This is a genomic window from Bradyrhizobium sp. 155 (genome assembly GCF_023101105.1).
In the GTDB taxonomy this organism is placed as follows: domain Bacteria; phylum Pseudomonadota; class Alphaproteobacteria; order Rhizobiales; family Xanthobacteraceae; genus Bradyrhizobium; species Bradyrhizobium canariense_D.
Genome location: NZ_CP064704.1, coordinates 5,698,169 through 5,710,290, shown reverse-complemented (window position 1 = coordinate 5,710,290; position 12,122 = coordinate 5,698,169). Strand labels below are relative to the sequence as shown.

Genomic DNA, 12,122 nt, shown 5'->3' with positions numbered 1-12,122 from the left:
GGGACAGGCATGGTTCCGAAAGCGCAAGCAACGTTCCGGATGGGCGACCTAGCCTAGAACGAATCCGCCAGCTCGATCTCCGCTTCCAGCACCTGAATGCGCCGTGCTGCCTCGCTGGAGGACAGATCCCGCGCGTATTGCGCGGGCTGATACGCCTCTTCGCTCAGCCGTTTCAGCCGGAGGCCCTGCGCCCGCGTCATCTGCTCGGTGAGGAAAGACTTGGCATCGTATTTACCTTGAACCTGCATGTCGCTTCTCCCTTCTGAAATCGTGACTTGACTATATGTTCTTATTTTGTTCTAACAAGTCATGGACAACAAAATTAATGAAATTCGACGTAAAATCAGCGCCTTGAGGCTGGAAATGGCCGATGTCGAGGCGGCCGTACGCGAGCTTGTCGAGCGCGATCGGGACTGCACGGAGAAGGCCCTGGCGCAGATGGATCTGCGCCGGAAAATCAATCTGCTGATCGGCGAATGGAAGGCTGCAGGTGGCGGCGATGTCCTGCCGAATGTCCGCGATAGGATGCGCCTTCGTTCCGCGAAGACATCAGGTAGTCCTCTGCGCGTGATCGCGCGCCGCTGAGAGCCTTGGGAGCGCATGGTGGAGGAAGATCCGGATGCATACCGGATTCTAAAGCTGCGCGCCGAGATTCTCGAACTGGGCTCTGCCATCCGGCAGCTGCAACGCGAGGGGCTCGACGACGCCGCGGCCCAGCTCTTGATCGCGCGCAAGCGCGCACGACTCGACCATCTGGTGAAGTCAGATCCTGCAGGCGTTCATCCTGACATCCTGGGCAGCCATCGTAGCTGAAGCCTACGCGCAACGCGAGGTGCGGGGCTCGTCGATACCGCATGTTGACGAAGCGGCCCGAGAGAAGTCTGTTCGAATACCAAAGCAAGAGGCCCCGCGATCGCGGGGCCTTCGTGTTTTCGACGAACGCCTACTTGGTGTTGCTCATGCCGGCTTTGTTGTTCGTCATGGTGCCGCCCTGGTCGGAGCCGGGGCCGGAGCCGCCCTGACCGGAGGGATCAGCACCCTTGGAGGACTTGGTGTTGGCGCCCGTGGTGGTCTGCGACGATGACATCGATGATCCGTGTTTTGCCTTGTGCGACTTGGCCTGCACGGCGAACGGTGCAGCGGCGAGGCCGGTTGCCAACATCACGGCAAGAGCGAGCTTGGTGGTCTTCATCTGCGGGAACTCCCTGAGTTGAATTGACGCAGGCAGCCAACTGCCATTCGTCGCAGGAGTTCCGAACAAAGAATTCCGGTAAAGCACGCATAGTTCAAGATTGCTTGTCCTCGGCCAGGATGAAAACGACGCCGGTCAGTGTCGCGCCGATCGCGAACGTCGTCACCAAGGTGAGGGCGAAAACGACAACGGCCTGCCTTCCGCCGTGACTCAGCAAATTGGCGACGCCGGGATTGGACAGCACGAGCAAGAGGCTGAAAGCGAGTCCTAAGGCTGCGCCCATCATCGCGTGCGTCATCAGCTTGACGAGCCCGCTGGGAGAGATCAGGTCAGACGACTTCTTCGCGCGCATGGAACTCTATCCCAATCTCGCATGCAACGCCTGCGACACGCGCCGGTTCCACCCGCATGAAGGAATTGTCATCGTCCGCTTCATCCGACGTTCATGCCGGGTGGGCGAGAATGACCGCGCAACACGGGAACATTCGATATGGGTAAGGTGGTCTTTCTCTATCGCTCTCTGGCTTATCGTAATGCCGCTGCGGACATCCTCCGCAAAGCGCGCAAGCTGCCCCGCGGCGCGGAGCGAAGCGCGGCGTGCCGCTATGCCAAGGCTCTGCGCGATCTCGCCCAAACAGAAGCCTGGCTCGAAGGACGGGTCGCGCGCGAGCCGCAAACGACGCAGCGCAGGAAGAGTGCGGCCTCCGGTTAGCCGGAAGCGCGCTGCAATTCGGCGGAGCTGGCGGCTTCGAAGTTGCCGGGCGCGGTCGTCGCGGCAGTCTTGCGGACCAACGGCACCTCGAGCCGGCACAGCAGACCCTCGGCGCGCCAATCGAATCGCGCCTGCCCGCCGAGCTGGGACTCGACGCTCGCAAGCAGGCTCCGCGTACCAAAGCCGCGGGATTTCGGCGTCATGACGAGCGGGCCGCCGGATTCCTCCCAGGTCAGCGTGAGCAGCTCGTCCTCGACCTGCCAGCCGATTGCGAGCCGTCCCTTCCGCGTCGAGAGCGCGCCATATTTCGCCGAGTTGGTGAAAAGCTCATGCAGCGCCAGCGCCAGCGTCTGGGCGGTTGCCGGCAGCAACTGAACTTCCGACCCCGCCAATTTGATCTGGCCGCCGAGGGAATAGGGCGCAAGCTCCTCGTCGATCAGCTTCGAGAGTTCGGCGCCCTGCCAGCTCGATAGCGACAGGATCGTGTGCACGCGCGCCAGTGCATTGATGCGTCCCTCGACGGCGCTGACATAGGCTTTGACCTCGTCGGCGCGGGTGAGGCGCACGATCGATTGCGCCAGCGCCAGCGCATTCTTGGCGCGATGATCGACTTCCCGCGCCAGGAGAGTCTGCCGTTCCTCGGCGCGCTTGCGTTCGGTGATGTCCACCGTCACGCCGCTGACGCGCATGACCCGACCGCTATCGTCAACCGTGGCGGCGGCCGTGCCGACACACCAGCGCACATCGCCGTCGGGCCGCACGATGCGGAACTCCGTTTCATAGGAGCGCGTGCCCTTGTTGAATTCGGCGATCGCCTTGCGCAACTGATCGACGTCATCCGGATGCAACAGCGCCTGAACGTTGGCCGGATTCACCTCGAAGCTCTCCGGGCCAACACCAAAGATGCGGTATTGTCCCTCGTCCCACATCCAGTCGCCGGTGATCCAGTCCCAGTCCCAGGAGCCCATCTTGCCGGCGGCGATCGCCATGCTGCGCCGCTCTTCGCTCTCGCGCAGCTTTGCTGTGGAATTCTCAAGCTCGGCGGTGCGTGCACGCACGCGGTCCTCGAGGTCCTGATTCAGCCGTTCGAGCTCGCGCGTCTTGCGATAGAGCTCTGCAAACACCTTGACCTTGGCGCGCAGCACCTCCGGCACGACCGGCACCGGGACGTAGTCGACGGCGCCCATCTCGTAGCCGCGCAGGCGGTCGATGTCGCTGACTTGAATGGCCGAGATGAAGATCATCGCGGTCTTCTGGAAGCGCGGGTGCTCGCGGATCATCGCGGCGAGCTCGAAGCCGTCGAGCTCGGGCATGCAGACGTCGACCAGGATCACCGCGATCTCGGTCTTGAGCAGCACCTCCAGAGCCTCGCGACCGGACGAGGCGATCACGAGGTTCTGGCCGAGATCCTTCAGGATCACCTCATAGGCGAGCAGCTTGGCCGGCTGGTCGTCGACGAGGAGGATGTTGACCTTTTCGTGGTCCATACGGGCATCCAACTCAGCGGTGCAGCCACATGCGGATTGCAAGCAGCAATTGATCGGTGTTGACGGGTTTGGCGAGATAGTCGGACGCGCCGGCCTCGAGGCATTTCTCGCGGTCGCCCTTCATGGCCTTGGCCGTCAACGCGATGATCGGAAGACGGGCGAAGGTGGGGTTTTCACGAATGACGCCGATGGTCTGATAGCCATCCATCTGCGGCATCATGATGTCCATCAGCACGATGGCGATCTCCGGGTTGGATTCGACCAGGGCCACCGCCTCGTTGCCAGTCGTGGCCGTCAGCACCTTCATGCCGCGCCGCTCCAGCACGCTCGACAGCGCAAAGATGTTGCGGGCGTCGTCGTCGACGAGCAGGGCGGTCTTGCCGATCAGGTCTTCGTCGGAACTGTTCAGCTTCTCGAGCATGCGCTGCTTCTCGATCGGCAACTCCGTGATCACGCGGTGCAGGAACAGCGCGGTCTCGTCGAGCAGGCGCTCCGGCGATTCCACGCCCTTGACCACGATGCTCCGCGCCATGGTGTGGAGCTCCGCATCTTCCTCGGCCGACAGCTCGCGGCCGGTGAAGACGACCACCGGAACGTTCGAGAGCGCCTCGTCATTGCGGATCTGGTCCAGCACCTCGAAGCCGGTCATGTCGGGCAGGCGCAGGTCGAGCACGACGCAATCACAGGGGTTCTCACGCAGCATCGAGAGCGCGTCGGCACCGGTGCCGGTCGTCACGATCTCGATGTCGTCGTGATGCAGGAGCTCGCGGATCGAGAGCTGCTCGGCCTCGTTGTCCTCGACAATGAGCAGCCGCTTGCGCCGCGGTCGCGCATATTCCTTGATCTGGGTCAGCGCGGCCGAGACACCCTCGGTCGTCGTCGGCTTGTTGACGAAGGAGAAGGCGCCGCGCGCCAGCGCATGCTGGCGGTCCTCGTCGAGCGTGATGATCTGCACGGGGATGTGGCGGGTCAGCGGATTGTGCTTGAGCTGGCTCAACACGGTCCAGCCGAGCATATCCGGCAGGAATACGTCGAGCGAGACAGCCCTCGGCTGGTACTGCTTTGCAAGCTCCAGCGCCTCCGCGCCGCGGGCCGCGACCAGCACCTTGAATCCCTTGTCGCGGGCGAGGTCGACCAACACGCGCGCGTAGTGCGGGTCGTCCTCGACGATCAGGAGGATGCTATCGCCGGGTTCGAGGTTGAGCCGGTCGTCGGGAAGCTGCTCGATCACGCGCTGCGGTTCGGCTGTCGCGGGCTGCAGCGCCGGCGGCTGGCTCTGTTGGGGCGTTGCGCGGGGCGCGAGCGTCGGGCCGGAATATTTCAGCGGCAGGTAAAGCGTGAAGCACGAGCCCTTGCCCGGCAAGCTGCGCAGGTGGATCTCGCCGCCGAGCAGGCTTGCGAGTTCGCGGCTGATCGCAAGGCCGAGGCCGGTACCGCCATATTTGCGACTGGTGCCGGCATCCGCTTGCTGGAACGCCTCGAAGATCAGCTTCTGCTTCTCCAGCGGAATGCCGATGCCGGTATCGGACACTTCGAATGCGATCACGGCCGGCGCCGAGTTCAGCACGGGATGATCCGTGCCCCAGCCGCCGACCGCGGCGGCGACCTTCAGGCGCACTTCGCCCTCGGCGGTGAACTTGAAGGCGTTGGAGAGCAGGTTCTTCAAAACCTGCTGCAGGCGCTTGGAATCGGTGACGAGGCTGCGCGCAAGATTCGGATCGACGTCGATCTTGAACGACAAATTGCGGTTCTCCGCCTCGTGACGGAACGGCCGCCCGACCGTCTCGAGCAGATTCGCGGTCAGGATTTCCTCGGCGTCGACCGTCACCGTACCGGACTCGATCTTGGAAAGATCGAGAATGTCGCTGATGAGATTGAGCAGGTCGGTGCCGGCGCCATGGATGGTGCGGGCGAATTCGACCTGCTTGCCGGTAAGATTGCCGTCCGGATTGTCGGTGAGCTGCTGGCCGAGGATCAGGATCGAGTTCAGCGGCGTGCGCAGCTCGTGGCTCATATTGGCCAGGAATTCGGACTTGTACTTCGAGGTCAGTGCGAGCTCGGTCGCCTTTTCCTCCAGTGCGCGCCGGGCCTGCTCGATCTCCTGGTTCTTGCGCTCGACTTCGACGTTGCGCTCGGCGAGCTGCTGCGCCTTCTGTTCGAGCTGGTCGTTGGTCTGCTGCAATTCGCGCTGCTGGGTCTGGAGCTCGCCGGCGAGCTGCTGCGACTGCTTGAGCAGGCCCTCGGTCTGCATCGTCGCCTCGATCGAGTTGAGCACAATGCCGATCGAGTCCGTAAGCTGCTCCAGGAAGGTCATCTGCGAGGTGGTGAAGGAGGTGAGCGAGGCGAGCTCGATGACCGCCTTGACCTGGCCTTCGAACAGCACCGGCAGCACCACGAGGTTCTTCGGCGCGACGCGAAGCAGCGCCGAATTGATCGGCACCACGTCGGCCGGAATGTCCGCAATCACGCGCGGGCGCCGGTCGAGCGCGCATTGGCCGATCAGGCCATCGCCGAATGGCAGCACGCGCGGATACGGATAGACGCCGTCGCCGGCATAGGAGGCAAGCAGCAGGAGCCGCGGATTCTCTTCATTCTCGACCTGGTAGATCACGCCGGTATGCGCATTCACCAGCGGCGACAATTCGGTCAGCAGCAGGCGACCGACGGTGGTGAGGTCGCGCTGGCCCTGAAGCATGTTGGTGAATTTCGCCAGATTGGTCTTCAGCCAATCCTGCTCGGTGTTCACGTCCGTCGTGAGACGGAGGTTCGTGATCATCGTGTTGATGTTGTCTTTCAGCTCTGCGACCTCGCCGCGGGCGTCGACCTGGATCGACCGCGTCAGGTCGCCCTTGGTCACGGCGGTCGCCACTTCCGCAATCGCGCGCACCTGCGAGGTGAGGTTGGCTGCCAGCAAATTGACGTTGCCGGTGAGGTCCTTCCAGGTGCCCGCGGCGCCAGGCACGTCGGCCTGACCACCGAGCCTGCCCTCGACGCCGACCTCGCGCGCCACCGACGTCACCTGGTCGGCGAAAGTCGCGAGCGTCTCGGTCATGTTGTTGATGGTGTCGGCGAGCGCCGCGACCTCGCCTTTCGATTTCACGGTGAGGTTCTGCTTGAGATCGCCGTTGGCGACCGCGGTCACCACCTTGACGATGCCGCGGACCTGCTCGGTCAGGTTCGCCGCCATGAAGTTGACCGTGTCGGTGAGATCCTTCCAGGTGCCGGCGACGCCGGGCACCTGGGCCTGGCCGCCGAGTTCGCCTTCGGTGCCGACCTCGCGGGCAACGCGCGTCACTTCGCCGGCGAAGGCATTGAGCTGGTCCACCATGGTGTTGATGGTGTTCTTGAGCTCGAGAATTTCGCCCTTCACGTCGACGGTGATCTTGCGCGACAGGTCGCCGCGCGCGACGGCGGTGGTGACTTCGGCGATGTTGCGGACCTGGGTGGTGAGGTTCGCGGCCAGCAGGTTGACGTTGTCGGTGAGGTCCTTCCAGGTGCCGCCGACGCCGGGCACGACGGCCTGGCCGCCGAGCCGGCCCTCGGTGCCGACCTCGCGCGCGACGCGCGTCACTTCGGCGGCGAAGGAGCGGAGCTGCTCGACCATGGTGTTCAAGGTGTCCTTGAGCAGCAGAATTTCGCCGCGCACGTCCACCGTGATCTTCTTCGACAGGTCGCCGCCGGCGATCGCGGTCGCGACCTCGGCGATGTTGCGGACCTGCGCCGTGAGGTTCGAGGCCATGAAGTTGACGTTGTCGGTGAGATCCTTCCAGGTGCCGGCAACGCCGGGCACCTCGGCCTGGCCGCCGAGCTTGCCTTCGGTGCCGACTTCGCGCGCGACGCGCGTCACTTCACCGGCAAAGCCGTTGAGCTGGTCCACCATGGTGTTGATGGTATTCTTCAGCTCCAAAATCTCGCCACGGACGTCGACGGTGATCTTGCGCGAGAGGTCGCCGCGCGCCACGGCAGTGGTGACTTCGGCGATATTGCGGACCTGGGCGGTGAGGTTGCCCGCCATCGAGTTGACGCTGTCGGTGAGGTCTTTCCAGGTGCCGGCGACGCCGGGCACGTTGGCCTGGCCGCCGAGCCGACCTTCAGTGCCGACCTCGCGCGCCACGCGCGTCACCTCGCCCGCGAAGCGGTTGAGCTGGTCGACCATCGTGTTCAGCGTGTCCTTGAGCTGAAGGATCTCGCCGCGCACGTCCACGGTGATCTTGCGCGACAAGTCGCCGCCGGCGATCGCGGTCGCAACTTCGGCGATGTTGCGGACCTGGGCGGTGAGGTTGCCCGCCATCGAGTTGACGCTGTCGGTGAGGTCCTTCCAGGTGCCGGCGACGCCGGGGACTTCGGCCTGGCCGCCGAGCTTGCCTTCGGTGCCGACTTCGCGCGCGACGCGCGTGACTTCGCCGGCGAAGGCGTTGAGCTGGTCCACCATGGTGTTGAGCGTTTCCTTCAGCTGAAGGATTTCGCCTGACACGTTGACGGTAATCTTCTTCGACAAATCGCCCTTGGCCACCGCGGTCGCGACTTCGGCGATGTTGCGGACCTGGCCGGTCAGGTTCGAGGCCATCGAGTTGACGCTGTCGGTGAGATCCTTCCAGGTGCCGGCGACGCCGCGCACCTGGGCCTGGCCGCCGAGTTTGCCTTCGGTGCCGACCTCGCGGGCAACGCGCGTGACTTCGCCGGCAAAGGCGTTGAGCTGGTCCACCATGGTGTTGATGGTGTCTTTCAGCTCGAGGATCTCGCCGCGGACATCGACGGTGATCTTTTTCGACAAATCGCCGCCCGCGACCGCGGTCGTCACCTCGGCGATGTTACGGACCTGCGCGGTGAGGTTCGAGGCCATCGAGTTGACGCTCTCGGTCAAGTCCTTCCAGGTGCCGGCGACGCCGAGCACGTTGGCCTGGCCGCCGAGCCGGCCCTCGGTGCCGACCTCGCGCGCGACGCGCGTGACTTCGCCGGCGAAGGCGTTGAGCTGGTCGACCATCGTGTTGAGCGTTTCCTTCAACTGAAGGATTTCGCCCGAGACGTTCACCGTGATCTTCTTGGAGAGGTCGCCGCTCGCGATGGCGGTGGCAACGTCGGCGATGTTGCGGACCTGCGCGGTGAGGTTCGACGCCATGAAGTTGACGTTGTCGGTGAGGTCCTTCCAGGTACCGGCGACGCCCGGCACCTGGGCCTGGCCGCCGAGCTTGCCTTCGGTGCCGACCTCGCGCGCGACGCGCGTCACTTCCGAGGCGAACGAGTTGAGCTGGTCCACCATGGTGTTGATGGTGTCCTTCAGCTCCAGGATTTCGCCGCGCACGTCCACCGTGATCTTGCGCGACAGGTCGCCGCGGGCCACGGCGGTGGTGACGTTGGCGATGTTGCGCACCTGTGCGGTGAGATTGCCGCACATCGCGTTGACGCTGTCGGTGAGATCCTTCCAGGTGCCGGCGACGCCTGGCACGATGGCTTGGCCGCCAAGCTTGCCGTCGGTGCCGACCTCGCGCGCCACGCGCGTCACTTCCGACGCAAAGGAGCGGAGCTGGTCCACCATCGTGTTGATGGCTTCCTTGAGCTGAAGGATCTCGCCGCGGACGTCGACCGTGATCTTCTTCGAGAGGTCGCCGTTCGCAACTGCGATCGTCACCTCGGCGATGTTGCGAACCTGGTTGGTCAGGTTGTTCGCCATCGAGTTGACGCTCTCGGTCAGATCCTTCCAGACGCCGGTCACCTCAGGCACCTGGGCCTGGCCGCCGAGCTTGCCTTCGGTGCCGACCTCGCGCGCCACGCGCGTCACCTCGGAGGTGAACACGCCGAGCTGCTTGATCATGGTGTTGACGATGGTCGCCGACTGCAGGAATTCGCCGCGCAGGGGGCGTCCATCGACGTCGAGCTTGACGGTCTGGAGCAGGTCGCCCTGCGCCACGGCTGCGACCGCGCGCGTCACCTCGCGCGTCGGCCACAGCAAATCGTCGATCAGCGTATTGACCGAGCCTTCCATGTCGGCCCAGGAGCCGGAGGCCAGCCCAAACTTCACGCGCTGGCGGGTCTTGCCCTCGCGGCCCACCACCTGGCCGACCAGTTCGAGCTGCTGCGCCATGCGCTGATTGGCGGCGATGATGTCGTTGAAAGTGTCGGCGAGCTTGCCGTCGATGCCGAGATAGTCGCCGCTCATGCGCACGGAGAAATCGCCGTTGCGCATGGCCTGCAGGGCGAGCAGCAATTCTGCCCGGGAATCGGGCTCCGACATGCCGTTGGTTTTTGGCTTTGGAACGCGACGACCGGAACGTGATGCAGATCCGGGATCGAGGTCGCTCATAATTTGTCCCCCGCAGGCGTCAGCCGATTCCCAGGCAAGACGCGGATTATCAAAATAGAGCGTCAGCCAAATTCGAAATCAAGCGCCAACGTTACGGCGCCAGGACGTGGAACCTGCTTTGCTCAGCCCGATTAACATAATAGCGATACCTCGGAATGGTTCCATTGGGTTCCTGATTTCTGCCGAGGGAAGACACCTTGGGGGCCCGTTCGGGCCTCGGTCATCGCTTCCGGAACTGGCCGCTGGTCCTGCTGTTAGCCTCGAATACAGGGAGAGCGCACATGAAAGCAGGATTTGCCGTGATCGGCACCGTGATGTTGTTGGCTGGATCGGCGTTCGCACAAGGCGGCGCGCCCAGCGGCCGTGGTGCGGTGACCGGCGACCCCGCCGCAAGCTCCGCCACCCCACGCGCGGACACACCAACTACGGGTGCGTCGACCCGGTCCAATCCCAGCGGTAGCGGCACCTCGACTTCGGGCGGCAAGGATGACAATGGGGATGCCGGCCGGGACCGGATGCCGGAGAGCGACCGCACCGTGCGGCCGGAGAGCCAGCAAAGTCGTCCGAACAATAAATAAACGGCTACTTGTCTGCCATGGTGCGCTCGGCTTCTTTGACCTGTGAGCGCAACAGTGGGAGCTGCTCGCGCGCGAATGTTGCAAGCGCGGCATTGTCGGGCGCCTTCAGATAGCGCTCGAGCAGGTCGATCACCGATTCATACTCGGGAATCTGCGCGGCATAGAAGCTTCTGACGAAAGTCGGTCCGTCCGAAGTTTCGGGCTCGACCAGGCTCGCGCTCGCCGAGGTCGTCTTGGCGACGCGCGGTTCGGTGCCGATCGTCTCCTGAATCTGTTTCAGGGCCTTGTCGCGCCGGGCTGCTTCTTCGGCGCGCAGGGCGGCGAGGTTCTTGACCTCGGCATTGCCCTTCAGGTCGGTGCTCTCCAGCAAGCCCTGCTGAAAGCGGCTGAAAGTGTAGAGGTCGCTGATGGTCTCGGTTGCGGTCGGCGTGCTGCCGGTCGGGCGTCGCTCTCCGGTGCTGTCGGCAAGCGGTGCAGTGCTGATGAACGCCAAAACCATCGCGAGAAGAATCCGCATGGACGTCCAATGGCGGACGGCGGTCGAAAGTTCCGCAGATGTTACGATCCGGTAAGGGCGGTTGCGACGCGTCGGTTCCGTCCCCAATTCATGTTGATGAAACAGTCCGAGATCTTCAGGGATAACGCCGACAACTGCCTCCAGCTCGCCGAGAGGGCCGAAGCACAGCCGGCACACAATCGTTTTCTGCGCATGGCGAATGCGTGGACGGCACTTGCCGACGAGCAGGATTGGCTCGACGGCGAGGTGCCGCCCGTTCCAACGCGCAGGCCTCAAAAGCAGGATGCGTAATTCTGTCGTGTTCGTGGATCTGCGTGTGAGACTGCGCACGGACAACAAGCAGGATCATTCGTAACAGTCGATCGCGTTGATTTCCTATTTCAGGAGGTTTTTGCAATGGCTCCACGTCTGGCTCTTCTTTCGCTCATCCTCGCCTTTGGCGTGTCGGTCGCGTTCGCCACCGTGACGACAGTGCGGCAGGTGCATCACGAAAATGCATCGACCCCGGTGCACTCAGCGCACAGTTAGCAGTCTGATCTCGCGGGTCGGAACCTTCGACGCTCCGGCGCGTAAGCGCTTCGAGACAGCAAAGAGGCGAGAGCTATCATGGCCCATTCCGACCAAGGCATCATCAGAGATCAGCGCGGTGAACAGCAGCCGCGGGACAAGCAGCGTGCGCAGACCGTGCACAAGTCGGAGCCAAAGGGCTCGCCCTCTCGTGAGGCCACGCGCGATCCCAAGCTGAACGACAACAGCAAGACGCCCGGTTCCGGCATGGCGCCCGATGATTCCGGCGACGCGCCGAGCGGCTAATTCCTTCAGGAACGAATTCGCACGCGAAGAGTCGAGGGATTGCTTCCGGTTGTCATGCCCCCGGTGATCCGGAAGTAATCTCCAAGGACGGCCCTGGCACCCCGTGCCGGGGCCGTTTGCTTGAGCATCAGGCTGGACTAATCCTCGGAGCCGCGCTCGGGATGCGGTTGCGTATGGCCGTCCGGGCCGCGCCCGAAAACTCCGAACCTGCTCGATTTGACATTCGCCCCTGCATCGACTGCGGCGGTGGCCAGTCCGAGCTTCAGGAGCTCGCGCACGGCCGCGGCTCGCGTCGGCATGCGATGTTTGAACCGGAAGTCGTCCACCGCGGCCAGTTCTTCCGGTGACAGCATGACCTGGAGCCGCTCGGCGCGAAGGTCGTTCATGATCAATCACCCAAAATGAGCAAGTTGAGTAGTTTACTCAACGAACTCATTCGGCCGCGGTTCCACAAGATGCGGCTATGACGCCAAGTTAGCCAGAAAATATAATGAAATCAATAATTTATGTGATGCAAGGATC

General features: G+C 63.5%; 13 protein-coding genes. 6 read left to right on the top strand and 7 right to left on the bottom strand.

The window, feature by feature from the left end:
- Positions 1 to 53: 53 nt before the first annotated feature.
- Positions 54 to 248: a DUF3072 domain-containing protein gene (locus IVA93_RS27605; protein WP_018456195.1), complete on the bottom strand. Its 195-nt coding sequence runs from the start codon at positions 246 to 248 to the stop codon at positions 54 to 56.
- A 115-nt stretch (positions 249 to 363) separates the two neighbouring features.
- Here IVA93_RS27605 and IVA93_RS27600 point away from each other — a divergent pair, with 115 nt between their 5' ends.
- Entirely contained in the window at positions 364 to 585 is a 222-nt protein-coding gene (locus IVA93_RS27600) for a hypothetical protein (protein ID WP_018456196.1), read from the top strand.
- Positions 586 to 603: 18 nt separating this feature from the next.
- Positions 604 to 813 (top strand): hypothetical protein, encoded by a 210-nt coding sequence (locus IVA93_RS27595; RefSeq protein ID WP_039799669.1) that lies wholly within the window; start codon positions 604 to 606, stop codon positions 811 to 813.
- Between the two features lie 130 nt (positions 814 to 943).
- Here the strand turns inward: IVA93_RS27595 and IVA93_RS27590 are convergent, their stop codons facing one another.
- Positions 944 to 1,192: a hypothetical protein gene (locus tag IVA93_RS27590; RefSeq protein ID WP_018456198.1), complete on the bottom strand. Its 249-nt coding sequence runs from the start codon at positions 1,190 to 1,192 to the stop codon at positions 944 to 946.
- A 94-nt stretch (positions 1,193 to 1,286) separates the two neighbouring features.
- On the bottom strand, positions 1,287 to 1,544 hold the full coding sequence (locus IVA93_RS27585) for a hypothetical protein (RefSeq protein ID WP_018456199.1): 258 nt from the start codon (positions 1,542 to 1,544) through the stop codon (positions 1,287 to 1,289).
- A 138-nt stretch (positions 1,545 to 1,682) separates the two neighbouring features.
- Between IVA93_RS27585 and IVA93_RS27580 the strand changes: the two genes are divergently transcribed.
- Positions 1,683 to 1,904 (top strand): hypothetical protein, encoded by a 222-nt coding sequence (locus tag IVA93_RS27580; protein WP_018456200.1) that lies wholly within the window; start codon positions 1,683 to 1,685, stop codon positions 1,902 to 1,904.
- Here IVA93_RS27580 and IVA93_RS27575 read toward each other — a convergent pair.
- Both IVA93_RS27575 and IVA93_RS27570 read right to left on the bottom strand, forming a co-directional pair.
- Positions 1,901 to 3,391 (bottom strand): HWE histidine kinase domain-containing protein, encoded by a 1,491-nt coding sequence (locus IVA93_RS27575; RefSeq protein ID WP_018456201.1) that lies wholly within the window; start codon positions 3,389 to 3,391, stop codon positions 1,901 to 1,903. The genes IVA93_RS27580 and IVA93_RS27575 overlap by 4 nt on opposite strands.
- A 13-nt stretch (positions 3,392 to 3,404) precedes the next feature.
- Positions 3,405 to 9,692: a HAMP domain-containing protein gene (locus tag IVA93_RS27570; protein ID WP_247363566.1), complete on the bottom strand. Its 6,288-nt coding sequence runs from the start codon at positions 9,690 to 9,692 to the stop codon at positions 3,405 to 3,407.
- Positions 9,693 to 9,973: 281 nt separating this feature from the next.
- Between IVA93_RS27570 and IVA93_RS27565 the strand changes: the two genes are divergently transcribed.
- Complete coding sequence (locus IVA93_RS27565; protein WP_026233105.1) at positions 9,974 to 10,270, top strand: hypothetical protein; 297 nt, start codon at positions 9,974 to 9,976, stop codon at positions 10,268 to 10,270.
- Positions 10,271 to 10,274: 4 nt separating this feature from the next.
- Here IVA93_RS27565 and IVA93_RS27560 read toward each other — a convergent pair whose 3' ends face one another.
- On the bottom strand, positions 10,275 to 10,787 hold the full coding sequence (locus IVA93_RS27560) for a DUF4142 domain-containing protein (protein ID WP_018456203.1): 513 nt from the start codon (positions 10,785 to 10,787) through the stop codon (positions 10,275 to 10,277).
- 96 nt (positions 10,788 to 10,883) lie between these two features.
- Between IVA93_RS27560 and IVA93_RS27555 the strand changes: the two genes are divergently transcribed.
- Positions 10,884 to 11,078, top strand: coding sequence for a hypothetical protein (locus IVA93_RS27555; RefSeq protein ID WP_026233106.1), 195 nt, complete (start codon positions 10,884 to 10,886; stop codon positions 11,076 to 11,078).
- Positions 11,079 to 11,393: 315 nt separating this feature from the next.
- Positions 11,394 to 11,600 carry a hypothetical protein gene (locus IVA93_RS27550; protein WP_007594775.1) on the top strand — a complete coding sequence of 69 codons (207 nt, stop codon included), beginning with the start codon at positions 11,394 to 11,396 and terminating at the stop codon, positions 11,598 to 11,600.
- A gap of 137 nt (positions 11,601 to 11,737) precedes the next feature.
- On the opposite strand, the gene IVA93_RS27545 is transcribed toward IVA93_RS27550, so the two are convergent.
- A complete protein-coding gene (locus IVA93_RS27545) occupies positions 11,738 to 11,986 on the bottom strand; it encodes a hypothetical protein (protein WP_018456205.1) in 249 nt (82 codons plus the stop codon).
- Positions 11,987 to 12,122 lie beyond the last annotated feature (136 nt).

What these genes read in the sequence shown, in the direction of transcription:
- IVA93_RS27605 (WP_018456195.1), bottom strand. Translation starts at nt 248, where the DNA reads ATGCAGGTTCAAGGTAAATACGATGCCAAGTCTTTCCTCACCGAGCAG.
- IVA93_RS27600 (WP_018456196.1), top strand. Translation starts at nt 364, where the DNA reads ATGGCCGATGTCGAGGCGGCCGTACGCGAGCTTGTCGAGCGCGATCGG.
- IVA93_RS27590 (WP_018456198.1), bottom strand. Translation starts at nt 1,192, where the DNA reads ATGAAGACCACCAAGCTCGCTCTTGCCGTGATGTTGGCAACCGGCCTC.
- IVA93_RS27585 (WP_018456199.1), bottom strand. Translation starts at nt 1,544, where the DNA reads ATGCGCGCGAAGAAGTCGTCTGACCTGATCTCTCCCAGCGGGCTCGTC.
- IVA93_RS27580 (WP_018456200.1), top strand. Translation starts at nt 1,683, where the DNA reads ATGGGTAAGGTGGTCTTTCTCTATCGCTCTCTGGCTTATCGTAATGCC.
- IVA93_RS27575 (WP_018456201.1), bottom strand. Translation starts at nt 3,391, where the DNA reads ATGGACCACGAAAAGGTCAACATCCTCCTCGTCGACGACCAGCCGGCC.
- IVA93_RS27570 (WP_247363566.1), bottom strand. Translation starts at nt 9,692, where the DNA reads ATGAGCGACCTCGATCCCGGATCTGCATCACGTTCCGGTCGTCGCGTT.
- IVA93_RS27565 (WP_026233105.1), top strand. Translation starts at nt 9,974, where the DNA reads ATGAAAGCAGGATTTGCCGTGATCGGCACCGTGATGTTGTTGGCTGGA.
- IVA93_RS27560 (WP_018456203.1), bottom strand. Translation starts at nt 10,787, where the DNA reads ATGCGGATTCTTCTCGCGATGGTTTTGGCGTTCATCAGCACTGCACCG.
- IVA93_RS27555 (WP_026233106.1), top strand. Translation starts at nt 10,884, where the DNA reads ATGAAACAGTCCGAGATCTTCAGGGATAACGCCGACAACTGCCTCCAG.
- IVA93_RS27550 (WP_007594775.1), top strand. Translation starts at nt 11,394, where the DNA reads ATGGCCCATTCCGACCAAGGCATCATCAGAGATCAGCGCGGTGAACAG.
- IVA93_RS27545 (WP_018456205.1), bottom strand. Translation starts at nt 11,986, where the DNA reads ATGAACGACCTTCGCGCCGAGCGGCTCCAGGTCATGCTGTCACCGGAA.